At 47.2% G+C, this 13,802-nt stretch carries 17 protein-coding genes; 12 read left to right on the top strand and 5 right to left on the bottom strand.

The features are described from left to right. The 10 genes from IQR33_RS34755 to IQR33_RS28335 form a co-directional block, all read left to right on the top strand. A partial coding sequence (locus IQR33_RS34755; RefSeq protein ID WP_228014199.1) for a GspE/PulE family protein occupies positions 1-608 on the top strand: 608 nt, incomplete at its 5' end. Then, a complete protein-coding gene (gene gspF, locus IQR33_RS28375) occupies positions 608-1,825 on the top strand; it encodes a type II secretion system inner membrane protein GspF (RefSeq protein ID WP_193837242.1) in 1,218 nt (405 codons plus the stop codon). The genes IQR33_RS34755 and gspF, both read left to right, overlap by 1 nt. Positions 1,826-1,884: 59 nt before the next feature. Beyond that, a complete protein-coding gene (gene gspG / locus IQR33_RS28370; RefSeq protein ID WP_005379298.1) occupies positions 1,885-2,328 on the top strand; it encodes a type II secretion system major pseudopilin GspG in 444 nt (147 codons plus the stop codon). Positions 2,329-2,357: 29 nt separating this feature from the next. Then, entirely contained in the window at positions 2,358-2,957 is a 600-nt protein-coding gene (locus IQR33_RS28365) for a prepilin-type N-terminal cleavage/methylation domain-containing protein (protein WP_193837241.1), read from the top strand. Beyond that, positions 2,944-3,333: a type II secretion system minor pseudopilin GspI gene (gspI, locus tag IQR33_RS28360; protein WP_193837240.1), complete on the top strand. Its 390-nt coding sequence runs from the start codon at positions 2,944-2,946 to the stop codon at positions 3,331-3,333. Before IQR33_RS28365 ends, gspI begins: the two co-directional genes overlap by 14 nt. After that, positions 3,320-3,997, top strand: coding sequence for a type II secretion system minor pseudopilin GspJ (gene gspJ / locus IQR33_RS28355; protein WP_193837239.1), 678 nt, complete (start codon positions 3,320-3,322; stop codon positions 3,995-3,997). Before gspI ends, gspJ begins: the two co-directional genes overlap by 14 nt. After that, positions 3,990-5,000, top strand: coding sequence for a type II secretion system minor pseudopilin GspK (gene gspK, locus IQR33_RS28350; RefSeq protein ID WP_005379302.1), 1,011 nt, complete (start codon positions 3,990-3,992; stop codon positions 4,998-5,000). Before gspJ ends, gspK begins: the two co-directional genes overlap by 8 nt. Beyond that, positions 4,969-6,171: a type II secretion system protein GspL gene (gene gspL / locus IQR33_RS28345; RefSeq protein ID WP_033905912.1), complete on the top strand. Its 1,203-nt coding sequence runs from the start codon at positions 4,969-4,971 to the stop codon at positions 6,169-6,171. The genes gspK and gspL overlap by 32 nt, the downstream gene beginning before the upstream one ends. A gap of 7 nt (positions 6,172-6,178) precedes the next feature. Further along, positions 6,179-6,670, top strand: a complete 492-nt coding sequence (locus IQR33_RS28340; protein WP_005383002.1) for a type II secretion system protein M — start codon at positions 6,179-6,181, stop codon at positions 6,668-6,670. 1 nt (position 6,671) lies between these two features. Then, positions 6,672-7,433: a type II secretion system protein N gene (locus IQR33_RS28335; RefSeq protein ID WP_171344448.1), complete on the top strand. Its 762-nt coding sequence runs from the start codon at positions 6,672-6,674 to the stop codon at positions 7,431-7,433. Between the two features lie 302 nt (positions 7,434-7,735). Here IQR33_RS28335 and cysQ read toward each other — a convergent pair whose 3' ends face one another. The 4 genes from cysQ to IQR33_RS28315 all read right to left on the bottom strand — a co-directional run bounded on the left by cysQ (position 7,736) and on the right by IQR33_RS28315 (position 10,760). Continuing rightward, positions 7,736-8,563, bottom strand: a complete 828-nt coding sequence (cysQ, locus tag IQR33_RS28330; RefSeq protein WP_152812959.1) for a 3'(2'),5'-bisphosphate nucleotidase CysQ — start codon at positions 8,561-8,563, stop codon at positions 7,736-7,738. Between the two features lie 43 nt (positions 8,564-8,606). Then, the gene (gene nudE / locus IQR33_RS28325; RefSeq protein ID WP_042522602.1) at positions 8,607-9,176 is read right to left on the bottom strand and encodes an ADP compounds hydrolase NudE; all 570 of its coding nucleotides are present in this window, start codon (positions 9,174-9,176) and stop codon (positions 8,607-8,609) included. Between the two features lie 176 nt (positions 9,177-9,352). Then, positions 9,353-9,937, bottom strand: a complete 585-nt coding sequence (gene nfuA, locus IQR33_RS28320) for a Fe-S biogenesis protein NfuA (RefSeq protein ID WP_005379313.1) — start codon at positions 9,935-9,937, stop codon at positions 9,353-9,355. A gap of 97 nt (positions 9,938-10,034) precedes the next feature. Beyond that, a complete protein-coding gene (locus IQR33_RS28315) occupies positions 10,035-10,760 on the bottom strand; it encodes an amidophosphoribosyltransferase (RefSeq protein ID WP_033905914.1) in 726 nt (241 codons plus the stop codon). 84 nt (positions 10,761-10,844) lie between these two features. Between IQR33_RS28315 and bioH the strand changes: the two genes are divergently transcribed. Next, the gene (gene bioH / locus IQR33_RS28310) at positions 10,845-11,612 is read left to right on the top strand and encodes a pimeloyl-ACP methyl ester esterase BioH (protein WP_047103874.1); all 768 of its coding nucleotides are present in this window, start codon (positions 10,845-10,847) and stop codon (positions 11,610-11,612) included. A 124-nt stretch (positions 11,613-11,736) separates the two neighbouring features. Continuing rightward, positions 11,737-12,201: a hypothetical protein gene (locus IQR33_RS28305; RefSeq protein WP_005379316.1), complete on the top strand. Its 465-nt coding sequence runs from the start codon at positions 11,737-11,739 to the stop codon at positions 12,199-12,201. 104 nt (positions 12,202-12,305) lie between these two features. Here the strand turns inward: IQR33_RS28305 and IQR33_RS34750 are convergent. Next, the coding region (locus IQR33_RS34750; RefSeq protein ID WP_228014198.1) for a helix-hairpin-helix domain-containing protein at positions 12,306-13,802 on the bottom strand (1,497 nt) is incomplete at its 5' end.

The following is a 13,802-nucleotide window of genomic DNA, read 5'->3' as shown; positions in this document are numbered from 1 at the left end:
TCGGTCAAACTCAGGTGAACCCAAAGGTCGACATGACTTTTGCGCGTGGCTTGCGTGCCATTCTGCGTCAGGACCCGGATGTGGTGATGGTCGGTGAGATCCGTGACTTAGAAACCGCACAAATTGCAGTGCAAGCGTCCTTAACGGGTCACTTGGTAATGTCTACTCTCCACACCAACACCGCAGTGGGTGCGATTACGCGTCTACGTGATATGGGTATTGAGCCATTCCTTATTTCTTCTTCGTTATTAGGGGTGCTAGCGCAGCGCTTAGTTCGAACGCTTTGTCCAAGCTGTAAAGAGCCGTATGAAGCCGATGCGGAACAGAAAAAACTGTTTGGTATGGAAGCGCATGAACCGTTAGAACTGCACCGAGCAAAAGGCTGTGAAGCGTGTAACCAAAAAGGCTACCGAGGTCGAACAGGTATCCACGAGCTCATTATGGTTGATGAGCAAGTGCAAGAGTTGATTCATCGAGAGTCTGGTGAACAAGAAATTGAGAGAGCCGTTCGCGCCCATACGCCAAGTATTCGCAGTGATGGTTTAAGCAAAGTACGTCGTGGTATTACGTCACTTGAAGAAGTGATGCGAGTGACGAAGGAAACCTAATGGCGGCATTTGAGTACAAAGCGCTAGATGCAAAAGGCAAGCATAAAAAAGGCACGATAGAAGGGGACAACGCCCGACAAGTGCGCCAGCGACTCAAAGAGCAAGGGATGATCCCGATTGAAGTGGTTGAGACGAAAGCTAAATCGGCTAAGTCTTCAGGCTCAGTCAGCTTTAAGCGCGGCATCTCAACATCTGAGCTGGCACTAATCACACGTCAATTGTCCACGTTAGTCCAATCAGGCATGCCTCTGGAAGAATGTTTGCGCGCGGTCTCTGAGCAGGCTGAAAAGCCGAAAATTCGTTCTATGCTGGCTGCGGTTCGCTCGAAAGTAACCGAGGGTTATCCGCTCGCCGACAGTTTTGCTGATTACCCACACGTGTTTGATGAACTGTACCGCTCTATGGTTGCGGCGGGCGAAAAATCAGGTCACCTCGATACCGTATTAGAGCGTTTGGCAGACTATGTCGAAAACCGCCAAAAGATGCGATCTAAATTGCTTCAAGCCATGATTTATCCTGTAGTTTTGGTGGTATTCGCGGTTGTCATCGTTTCGTTCTTATTGGCGACAGTGGTTCCTAAAATCATTGAACCCATCATTCAGATGGGCCAAGAGTTACCTCAATCGACGCAATTTTTACTGGCAGCCAGTGAGTTTGTGCAAGATTGGGGGCTGATTATTTTCGTTGTGCTGGTGGCGCTTTTCTATGGCCTCAAACTGGCGTTGCAAAAGCCAGACTTTCGCTTAGCTTGGGACAGAAAAATCTTGAGCTTACCGCTAATAGGTAAGATCTCTCGAGGTTTGAATACCGCACGATTCGCACGAACACTTTCGGTCTGTACTTCCAGTGCGATTCCAATTCTCGAGGGTATGCGCGTTGCGGTAGATGTTATGTCTAACCGTTATGTGAAGCAGCAAGTCTTGCTTGCAGCGGATAACGTCCGAGAGGGTGCTAGTTTGCGTAAGGCGTTGGACCAAACTCGCTTGTTTCCACCAATGATGCTACACATGATCGCCAGTGGTGAGCAAAGTGGTGAATTAGAGAGCATGTTGACGCGGGCAGCCGATAACCAAGATCAAAACTTTGAATCAACAGTCAATATTGCTCTGGGTGTGTTTACTCCTGCGCTGATTGCATTAATGGCTGGATTAGTGTTGTTCATTGTGATGGCGACCTTGATGCCAATGCTAGAAATGAATAACTTGATGAGCGGATAATTTCGAATTAAGACGTGTCTACTAACGGCATGGCTTTAATCTAACTTTCGGAGAAAAAAATGAAGTTTAAGCGTAGTAAACAACAGGGTTTTACACTTTTAGAAGTGATGGTTGTTGTCGTTATCCTTGGTATTTTGGCAAGTTTCGTTGTTCCAAACCTATTGGGTAACAAAGAGAAGGCTGACCAACAAAAAGCGATTACGGACATCGTAGCGCTGGAAAATGCCCTAGATATGTACAAGTTGGATAACAGCGTTTACCCAACAACGGACCAAGGTCTAGAAGCATTGGTTAGCAAGCCATCTAACCCAGAGCCACGCAACTACCGTGATGGTGGTTACATCAAACGTCTTCCTAATGACCCTTGGGGCAACCAGTACCAATACTTAAGCCCAGGTGATAACGGTACAATCGATATCTTCACTCTAGGCGCAGATGGCCAAGAGGGTGGAGAAGGTCCAGCTGCAGATATTGGCAACTGGAACATGCAAGATTTCCAATAATTGAGCCTAAGCCAGCACTAATGAAACAAATGCGAAAACATAACGGTTTTACATTGATAGAAATTCTATTGGTGCTGGTTTTGCTATCTCTTACGGCTGTGGCCGTGCTCTCGACGTTACCGACTAGCCAAAAAGATCTTTCCAAGCAGTATGCTCAAAGCTTTTTTCAGCGTTTACAGCTGCTCAATGAAGAAGCGGTGCTGAGCGGTAAAGATTTTGGCGTTCGAGTGGATGATGCCAAATCGACCTACGCTCTACTGAGTTTAACCTCAGAAGGTTGGCAGCCCCTGAAATTAAAGCAGATTCCGAGCAAAACCAAGCTAGAAGAAGATATTACGCTACAACTCGAACTCGGCGGTGGTGCTTGGGATAACGATGAGCGCTTATTCAAACCAGGTTCTCTTTTTGATGAAGGCATGTTCGCAGAAGAAGAGGACGAAAAGAAAATTGAGCCACCGCAAGTGTTTATCTTTTCCAGCGCTGAAGTCACGCCATTCACCCTGTCTTTTTTTCCGCAAAATGGTGATGCCTTTAATGACGGTTGGCGAGTCATTGGCAAAGAAAGTGGACAAATTTTGTTATTAGCTCCGGGCGAAGAAGTGAAAGAGGATGAGAATGCGCAATTTTAAGCAAGCTCGCCTAAATTTGAGTCATCGCCGGACGAGAGGCATGACCTTACTGGAAGTATTGGTCGCACTGGCAATTTTCGCTACCGCTGCCATCAGTGTCATTCGCTCCGTGAGCCAGCATATTAATACAATCAGTTATTTAGAAGAAAAAATGTTTGCAGCCATGGTTGTGGATAATCAGATGGCAAATGTGATGTTGAATACCGGAGAACTCAAAGCGAAAAACGGCACAGAAGAGCTGGCAGGACGCACTTGGTTCTGGAAAGTCACGCCAGTCGCCACGACGCAGCCATTGCTGAAAGCATTTGATGTGAGCGTCTCGGTAGAGAAAAGCGCGAGCCCTGTAGTAACGGTACGAAGCTATGTGGCGCAATAATCATCTCCGCGCAAACACGCGCCAAAGGGTGAAAGGTTTTACACTTATTGAAGTGTTGGTATCGATTGCCATCTTTGCCAGTTTAAGTGTCGCTGCGTACCAAGTGGTATCGCAAGTACAGCGTAGCAATGCGCTATCACAAGAACGAACCCAACGCTTAAACGAAATTCAGCGTGCCATGGTTATGATGGATAACGATTTTCGTCAAATGGCGATGCGTCAAACGCGTACTAATGGTGAAGAGCCTGCTAGCCGGCTAATTTTTTGGTCCGATTACTTGTTGGACTCCGATACCAAAGGGCTGATGTTTGCCCGTTTAGGTTGGCACAATCCTCAGCAGCAGTTCCCTCGTGGAGAAGTAACCAAGGTTGGCTATCGCTTAAAAGAAGAAACACTGCAGCGAGTATGGTGGCGCTATCCTGATACGCCGGTTGGGCAACAAGGTACTGTTACTCCATTGCTAACGCAGGTCGAGTCATTTGATATGCGTTTCTATGATGGTAAGCAATGGAAAAAAGAGTGGGCTGAAGAAAAAGCGCTGCCGAAAGCGGTTTCTGTTGTTCTAACTCTCAAAGACTATGGAGAAATTACCCGTACTTATCTCACTCCTGATGGCACATTGAGTCAGAAAGAGGAAAGTTCAGGAGACAGCAATAATGGTTAACCGTCAGCGCGGTGTTGCTTTGATTATAGTGTTGATGTTGCTGGCGATTATGGCGACGGTTGCTGCCAGTATGTCAGAACGTTTGTTCTTGCAGTTTCAGCGAGGCGCTAATCAAATCAATTACCAGCAAGCGTATTGGTACAGCCTTGGCGTCGAGGCGCTAGCAAAAGTGGGTATCGAGCAAAGTTATAAAGACACCGACACGATTAATATGAGTCAACCGTGGGCGATAAAAGAGCAAGTCTATCCGTTAGATTATGGTCAAGCGGCGGGACGAATTAGAGACAAGCAAGCGTGCTTTAATCTAAATGTATTGAGTCGTGTGCAACCAACGGGTCAGCAAATTACAAGACCATATTTAGTGAATGTATTGCAGCGCCTATTAGAAGAGTTGGATGTCGAGCCATATCAAGCAGAAATCATTGCAGACTCTACTTGGGAATACATTGATGCTGATGACTCTGTCCGTTCGACTACTGGGGTTGAAGACAGCACATATGAAGCGATGAAACCTTCCTATTTGGCATCAAATGGTTGGATGGCAGATGCTTCCGAGTTACGGGCTGTCTATCAGGTGAGTGGTGAAATTTTCCAAAAATTGGAGCCGTTGGTCTGTGCATTGCCAAGTGATGACTGGCGTTTAAACGTGAATACGATTGATGTTGAGCAAGCTCCGATTTTGGTGGCAATGTTCTCACCAAACTTAAGCAGTAGTGATGCGATTCAGCTAATTGAAAAACGCCCATTTGATGGGTGGGATAGCATTGATGAATTTTTAGCAGAGTCAGAAATGGCTGGCTTAAGTGAAGATGTAAAGAAAAACGCCAAAGGCTATTTGGGTGTAGATAGCGCCTTTTTTGAATTGGATGCACAAGTGTTGGTGGATGAATCACGTGTACGTATCCGAAGCCTTTTGCAAAGTACAAATAGAGAAACGGTGACCGTAGTTCGCCGTCGTTTTGGAGGGATCAGTGAGCGAGTTTCTGACCGTTCGGCTGAGTAGCGAACAACAAAGTACCATTCCTTGGGTGGTGTGGTCGACAGATCAACAGGAAGTGATTGCTAGCGGTGAAATCGCCGGGTGGGAACACTTAGATGAATTGGTCTCATATGCTGGTCAGCGCCAAGTTGTGGCGCTGTTGGCGAGTAATGATGTAGTCCTGACGCAAGTGGATATACCACCTGGTGCAACACGCCAATTCGAGGCTATGTTACCGTACTTAGTGGAAGACGAAGTTGCTCAGGACGTTGATGGCCTGCACTTTAGCGTGTTGGGTAAACAAGCGGATAAAGCGCAGATTTGCGCAGTTGAACGTGCTTGGATTCAGACTGTACTGCAACGTTTCTCAAGCCAAGGTATCGCCATTAAACGCATTTTACCCGATGTGCTTGCGTTACCGGTTCGTGGAGATCACAGCAGTGCTGCAATGATTGGCGAGCAATGGCTAATTCGTCACTCTGCGACAGAGGGCGCGGTTGTCGACGCTTCTTGGTTAGACCTTTACCTCTCTTCTTATCTACAAAATCATGAAGGTTGGAAGCTCGATTGCTTTAGCTCGGTCCCGGAATCTGCGTTACCTGAAATATGGGATCCGCAACCAGAAGAAATGACGATGGCTTTACTGGCGAAGGGGGTGACAGAAAGCAAAGTCAATTTGCTGACTGGGAGCTTCAAGCCGAAATCTTCTTGGGGTAAATACTGGAAGCTCTGGCAAAAAGCCACCATTGCTGCGGGGGTGCTTATCGTCGTTATGGTTGCGCAGCAGTTGCTCGTGGTCCATAAGTACGAAGCACAAGCTCAAGCGTATCGTGAGGAGAGTGAGCGTATTTTCCGCCAGGTGTTCCCAAATAAACGACGCATTCCTACCGTTAGTTACCTCAAACGACAAATGGATGATGAAGAGCGCCGCTTATCTGGTGGAAGTGGTCAGCAGGCAATGTTGTCATGGTTGGCGGCATTACCCGCGACGCTTGGTCAGGTCAGTGACTTGGAGATCACTAGCTTTAAATACGACGGACAACGTGGCGAAGTACGTATTCAGGCTCGTAGTTCAGACTTCCAACCTTTTGAGCAGGCTCGTGTGAAATTGGCAGAGAAGTTTAATGTTGAGCAAGGTCAGTTGAACCGTAGCGATAACGTTGTGGTTGGCAGCTTTGTTTTGAAGCGTTTGTGAGGTGATGATGAAAAATTTAATTTCTCAAGCTCAGGTTTGGTGGAGCAGCATCTCGCAGCGTGAGCAGCGTTTGGTCATGGGATGTGGCGCTATTGCCGTTATCGGTATTATTTATTGGGGTTTATTACAGCCAATGAGTCAACGTGCGGAGCTAGCTCAGTCACGTATTCAAAGTGAAAAGCAGTTGCTAGCTTGGGTACAAGATAAAGCGGATGGCATCACTGCACTGCGAAAAAGCAGCGGTGTGAGCTACTCTAGTCAACCGTTGAATCAGTTGGTTTCTTCTTCAGCTCGTCGTTATAAAGTTGAGTTGATTCGAGTACAACCTCGTAATGAGAGCGTTCAAGTGTGGATCAAACCACTCGCGTTTAATCAACTAGTGGATTGGTTACGTTACTTGAAAGAGCAACAGGGTATTGAAGTCGAATTTTTAGATATCGACCGAACAGAGCAAGCGGGCATGATCGATGTAAACCGCCTTCAGTTTAAGCGAGGTTAAGGTGAAGCGAGCAGTACTTTACGTTGTTATCTTTATCGTCTTTTTTTCAGTCAGTCTTTTAATGGGATTACCAGTCTCTTGGGTGTTACAACAAGCACCAACAGTGAGAGGCCTGGACATTCAAGGAGCCAACGGTTCGGTATGGCAAGGTCAAGCTTCTAGTATTCGTTGGCAGCGCCAGAACCTTGGAGAAGTTAATTGGGATTTCCAATGGTCGAGTCTACTGACAGGTAAAGCTGAGTTTGCTGTGCGCTTTGGTCGTGGTAGTGAAATGGACGTCCGTGGGCGCGGTTTTGTCGGCTATAGCTTAAGTGATGGCCCTTATGCCAAAAACTTAGTTGCCTCGATTCCGGCGGTAAAAGTTGTTGAGCAAGCACGCCTCCCTGTGCCTGTTGGTGTTGATGGGCAGCTTGAGCTGAATATTCGTCATGCGACTTATGCTGCGCCTTGGTGTAAGGACGGTGAAGGCACTTTAGTATGGAATGCCAGTGGTATTCAAAGCCCCGTTGGCAGCTTAGATCTCGGTCCTGTGATTGCCGATATAAACTGTCAGGATAGTGTATTGACGGCAACTGGTGAGCAGAGCAGCAAACAAGTCTCTGCGGCGTTTTCCGCTGAACTGATGCCTAATCAACGGTACTCAACCAAAGCGTGGTTCAAACCTGGTGCAGAGTTCCCATCCAGCATGGGGGAGCAACTGAAATGGTTGGGTAAGCCGAATGCTCAAGGTCAATATGAGTTTAATTACCAAGGGCGCTTCTAACCTATCGTGACAAAATCCAATATCTTAAAAGAGCTGCTATTGTGCAGCTCTTTTTGCTTTTGGATCATCGTAAGCTAAAACCTCTATTCGCTGTACATTCGATCTTGATTGGGAATGAGTGAAAGTTTAAAGCCATGATTTTTAATCGATTTGTTTCTTTTGTTCAGCTTTGCAAGTAATTGGAACATAGTAGGCCAAATACTCCAAGTGCTGTACAGAAGGTCAAAAAGAAAAGGCCACGAAGATATTCGTGGCCTTTCTATTGCTAGAATTTTGTGCTCTAAATTTTACCGATAGGGCGCTTAATCTTTGCGTTGTAAAATCTCATTCCAAGGTAAATCCGCATCACCAAGAACAATAAAGTTCGGGTTTTCTAGTGTTTCCCGCTCGTTATATGACAGCGGTTCTAATTGCGTGCTGAGAATACGTCCGCCAGCTTCTTCAACAATGCATTGTGTCGCAGCGGTGTCCCACTCACCTGTTGGACCTAGTCGGAGATAGCAATCTACCGCCCCTTCCGCGACGAGGCATGCTTTCAATGCTGCAGAACCGAGCGGTATTAAGTCGTAATTCCAGGCGCTGCTCATACGGTTAGTAATACGATTGATGTCTTGGCGACGACTAATAGCAATTGCGATGCTTTGCTCTGGCTGTTCGTGTTTGTGTGTATGGATTTTGACGCTGTCCGACATGTCGGGAATTTTCCAGGCGCCTTTGCCATTATAAGCGTAGTAAGTCACGCCAGATACAGGACCGTAAACGACGCCCATGGTTGGTCGATTGTTGTCGACCAACGCAATAATAGTGGCAAAGTCACCACTGCGAGCGATGAATTCTTGAGTACCATCAAGAGGGTCGACTAACCAATAACGTTCCCACTGAGCGCGTTGCTCTAAGCTTATGTCTGCGTCTTCTTCTGACAACACGGGAATGTCAGGCGTCAGATCACTCAAGCGTTCAGTGATGAACTTGTGAGCTGCAATATCTGCACTTGTTACGGGAGTTTCGTCACTTTTGATGTAGGCCTCGTATTGCTTCTTTTCATATATTTCGAGGATCATTTGCCCAGCACTGCGGGCAATCTCGATGACTTGAGGAAGTAGGTGAGATAGATCTTTTGTCATTGGCATAAGTGATAGTCCTTACTCACAGTGTTATTCGGTTCTATGACCGTTATTGGTTATGCTTGTGAGTGGTGTTTGGTAAGTGTTTCAGTGCCAACATTAGCGCTGTGATGCTTCGTGCTTCACAGAAATCCATGTGAGTTAATAACTCTTCGGCTTGCGCAAGTGGCCAACGCACAATTTCCAGTGGTTCAGGCTCATCGCCTTCTTGCTTCTCTGGATAAAGCGCCTGTCCTAAAAATAGAGTCATTTTGCTCGAAAAGTAAGATGGCGCGAGGATAACTTGTTTCAACGGGGTTAACTGATTGCAGCCAAAGCCGATTTCTTCTTTTAACTCACGATCTGCAGCTTGGTGTGGTGTTTCTCCTGGGTCAATCAGCCCTTTTGGGAAACCTAGCTCGTAACGTTCAGTTCCAGCGGCGTATTCACGCACCAGTAATAAATCGCCATGTTCTGTTACAGGAACCACCATTACAGCATCTCGTCCACTTGGCTTCATACGCTCATAAGTACGATGCTCACCATTGGAAAAACGAAGGTCGAGCGCTTCCACAGCAAACAGTTTGGATTTTGCAACCGTCTGGCATGAGAGTATCTCTGGTGGGGTTCGTTTCGGCATGACGCTGGCTCCTTGGTGTCGTTGGCGTTTACGAGATGCGTAAGATTCTTAATATATGAGAACTCCGCCTGAGTTTCTAGCGGATTTTACGAGTCGAGCTAAGCATCTCAGCATCACCTCAGTATCGATACAAAAATGGGAGACCGAAGCCTCCCATTTTCTGACAGTGTTTACTCTTAGTAGTAAGAGTGATCACCACGGTCATGTTCTGTTGCATCACGAACAGCGGTTAGTTCACCAATGAACTGGTTTAGCAGTTCTTTCTCGATGCCTTCTTTTAGTGTTACGTCAACCATAGAACAGCCATTACAACCGCCACCAAATGCAACAATCGCAACACCGTCTTCAGTGATCTCAACCAAGTTTACGTGACCACCGTGGCCAGCAAGCTGTGGGTTCACTTGAGTTTGGATAACGTACTCAACGCGCTCAACCAGTGGTGCGTCGTCCGCAACTTTACGCATTTTAGCGTTAGGTGCTTTTAGCGTTAGCTGAGAGCCCATTTTATCGGTAACAAAATCGATTTCAGCGTCTTCAAGGAATGGCAGGCTTAGCTCATCCACGTAAGCTGAAAAACCGCTGTAAGAGAGTTCAGTGTCGGTCGATTCTACTGCTTCTGGTGGACAGTAAGACACGCCACACTCAGCGTTTTGTGTACCTGGGTTCACAACGAAAATACGAATGTTAGTGCCTTCAGGTTGTTGACCTAAAAGGTTAGCGAAATGCGTTTGCGCAGTTTCTGTAATAGTAATATTTGACACGACGAATACCCGAGTAAATTTGTAGGTTACTGCTGCTATTCTACTCTTGTTGACGTATGGGTCTAGTCTTTTTGATGCTAAGGCATGGCGAAGCGATCTAGAGAGAACGAGGAGCAGGTGTTCTGCAGATGCAGTAAATATCGATGCTTTCTACGCCAACTTCAAGTAGTAAATGACATAATTGTCGGACGGTACTGCCTGTGGTGACTACATCATCGACGATGGCAACATGGGAAGAGTGAGGGCGCTTATTGAGAATAAACGCGCCTTTTAAGTTTTGTTCACGGCTTGTTTTGGTATTACCACGCTGTGATTGGGCGAGCCTTACTCGACGAAAGACCTTCGCATCAAAATTAGTCTGCAATTGCTTGGCGAGGTGTCGGGCTAAAACATCACTTTGATTAAAACCCCGGCGCAGGTAACGCTGCCAGTGCAATGGCACACTGGTAATGATTGGAGCTGGCGTGGTGATGCGCTGTGCCAGTTGCTCGGTTAATGCTTTTACATGCCAAGACTCTCCGTGATCTTTAAAGCGTTGTACTTCCCGTGAAAGGGGAAAGTCGTAATCGCCTAACGTGTATAGCCTTTGCCATGGCGGTGGCTTTGAAAGACATTCACCACAAATACTATCCGTACTCATTTCTTCTTTCTGTAATGATAAACCGCAGCGTTGACATCGTTTTACCGGAGTTAGGTATTTTAAACAGTGCTCGCACCAGCGCAGAGTATTTGTGTGGCTTGGTGTTTGAATAGGGAACCGACACAGGCCGCATTGACTGCTCAATACGCGATGCATGATGTTTTGCCAGTGATGAGATAACATAGCGTTTATTCATGGTGATATTTTACTCAGCCTAACGCTTGGCTGAAGCCGTAGGGAATAAAATAAGTGGGAGAGATTGAGAGCATGAGCACGAAATTACACTGGCAGTCATTTGGTCAGGGACCAGATTTGGTGTTACTTCATGGTTGGGGCATGAATGGTGCGGTATGGCAGCAGACAGTCGAGTCTCTTCAACCTTATTTCCGAGTTCATGTGGTTGACCTTCCGGGGTACGGACATAGCGCCGAATCTCATGCTGAAGATTTAGACCATATTGCTAACTTGGTGGTGCAAGGTGCGCCAGAGAAAGCGATTTGGCTTGGTTGGTCCCTCGGAGGTTTAGTGGCGACGCATGTGGCATTAAATATGCCCGAGCGCGTGGCTAAGTTGATTACGGTTGCCAGCTCACCTAAATTTGCCGCAGAAAAACCGTGGCGTGGCATTCAACCGGATGTACTGAGTGCGTTCACCTCTCAGTTGCTAGAAGATTTCTCACTGACCATTGAGCGCTTTATGGCGTTGCAAGCGATGGGCAGCCCATCAGCGCGTAAAGACGTTAAACAGCTCAAGCAAGCGGTACTATCGCGCCCTCAGCCAAACCCTGAATCGCTGTTGGTTGGGCTAAACATCCTTGCTGATGTGGATCTGCGCGATGCGTTGACGTCTCTTTCTGTTCCAATGTTGCGTCTTTATGGCCGTTTAGATGGGTTGGTGCCAATTAAAGTAGCTAACGATTTAAGTGAACAGTTGCCTCATACCCAGCAGTTTGTTTTTAATCAGTCCTCTCATGCGCCTTTTATCACCGAACATGACGAATTTTGTGTTCAAATCCGAGAGTTTGCTCACGATTGAGCAAGTGCGAGCGGAAATACCTCAAGTTGTTTAAAAAGTGGTCGATATAAAGGCTGGTGAGGTTTTATTAGCCAATAAAGCTAAGCCATATTGACGAGTTGGGCGACTCTGAGGAGGGTTCGCAATGATTGTGTCACCGACCAACGTAAGTGTGCCACTGATCGCCCCATCCGTGAATGTGCAGACGGAACAAGCAGCTCGCGACAATAAAGTCCGAGAGCCTGTAACGCCAACGGTCGCATTGGCCAAAACCAATGCAGAGCGAAAAGTAAAAGGTGACGACAAGCGCCGACGTCAGTCTTCTTGGGATCCTTCAGAGCATCCTGATTATGATATGGAAACGGAAGTCGACACGCGTTATCAAGAAGAGCCGGAAGATACACTAGAACGGCTTTTTAGTTTGCTTGCGCTCAAATCGTATAGTGAAGACCAGGGGAAAGGCTACGCGATCCGCTTTCGCTTACCAAAGCGCATTTTGGATGCTGCGATCAATGAAGGATTAATGGAAAAGCGCAGGAAGGTGATCAAGTTTCATTATGGTCATGCAGTCGCTCCCCATACCCCGTCAGAAGTGATAGCAGTATTATGACGACTCAATATCCTACTCAAACAAAAACGCTCCAAGCAGGTTGACTGATTGGAGCGTTTTCTTTTTAGTTATGAAAGCTCGTTAGCGGTGAAGCCTAGGTAAGGTTACTTTTTCGCTTTAGCAAACGCTGCAGCAAACGCACCGCCCATCGCGCTGTTCGATGACGAATCATCACGGCGAGGCTGACGACGCTGCGGTTGGTCATTACGACGCGGCGCTGCTGATGAGCGTTGGCTGCGGTTGTCTTGACCCGGTTCGTCGTTCATACGCATCGATAGACCAATACGCTTACGCTGCACGTCAACTTCCATCACTTTCACTTTGACGATGTCGCCAGCTTTCACCACTTCACGTGGGTCAGACACATAACGATCTGTCAGTGCAGAAATATGCACAAGACCATCTTGGTGAACGCCGATATCAACGAAGGCACCGAAGTTGGCTACGTTAGACACCACGCCTTCTAGAATCATGCCCGGTTCCAAGTCAGATACCGAGTTTACACCTTCTGCAAAGGTCGCCGTTTTGAATTCTGGACGTGGATCACGACCCGGCTTATCCAGCTCTTTGATGATGTCTGTAATGGTTGGAACGCCGAAGTTATCGTCGGTGTAATCGACCGCATGCAGACCTTTTAGGAAGCTAGAATCACCAATTAGCGCTTTGATATCTTTGTTGTTCTTTTCAGAAATCGCTTTGACCACTGGGTACGCTTCTGGGTGAACCGCAGACGCATCAAGTGGGTTCTTACCATCCATAATACGCAGGAAGCCCGCACACTGCTCGAACGCCTTAGGACCTAAACGAGGTACTTTCTTCAAGGTTGTACGTGCTTCGAAGCGACCGTTTTCATCGCGGAAGTCGACAATGTTCTGCGCGATGGTGCTTGATAAGCCTGCTACGCGCGTCAGTAGCGCCGCAGAAGCAGTGTTCACATCAACACCAACCGCGTTTACACAGTCTTCCACAATCGCATCTAGGCGTTTTGCCAACATAGATTGGCTTACATCGTGCTGGTATTGACCCACACCAATAGATTTCGGATCAATTTTCACGAGTTCAGCCAATGGATCTTGCAAACGACGTGCAATCGACACTGCACCACGCAGTGATACGTCCATATTCGGGAACTCTTTTGCTGCAAGCTCAGACGCTGAGTAAACCGAAGCCCCCGCTTCACTTACTATGATCTTCTGAACTTTCAGGTTGCCACGTTTGATGACGTCTGCGACAAAGCTGTCGGTTTCACGTGAAGCCGTACCGTTACCAATCGCAATCAAATCCACGTTGTACTTACGCACCAACTGCTCAACGATTTGTGCTGACTTGTCGTATTGTTTTTGTGGTGGGTGAGGGTAGATGGTTTCGGTTGCAAGCACTTTACCTGTTGAGTCGACAACCGCGATTTTTGAACCTGTACGCAGACCCGGATCTAGACCAAGTGTTGCACGAGGGCCAGCCGGTGCTGCCATCAACAAGTCTTTTAGGTTAGTGGCGAATACTTCAATCGCTTCGATTTCAGCGCGCTCTTTCATTGCGCCCATTAGCTCGGTTTCCATGTGCATCGATACTTTGATGCGCCATGCCCAGCTGATCACTTG

The sequence above is a fragment of the Vibrio sp. OPT46 genome, from assembly GCF_015163535.1.
Classification (GTDB): domain Bacteria; phylum Pseudomonadota; class Gammaproteobacteria; order Enterobacterales; family Vibrionaceae; genus Vibrio; species Vibrio alginolyticus.
Note: the sequence above shows the minus strand (reverse complement) of the source record. Positions and strands in the feature narration are given on the sequence as shown.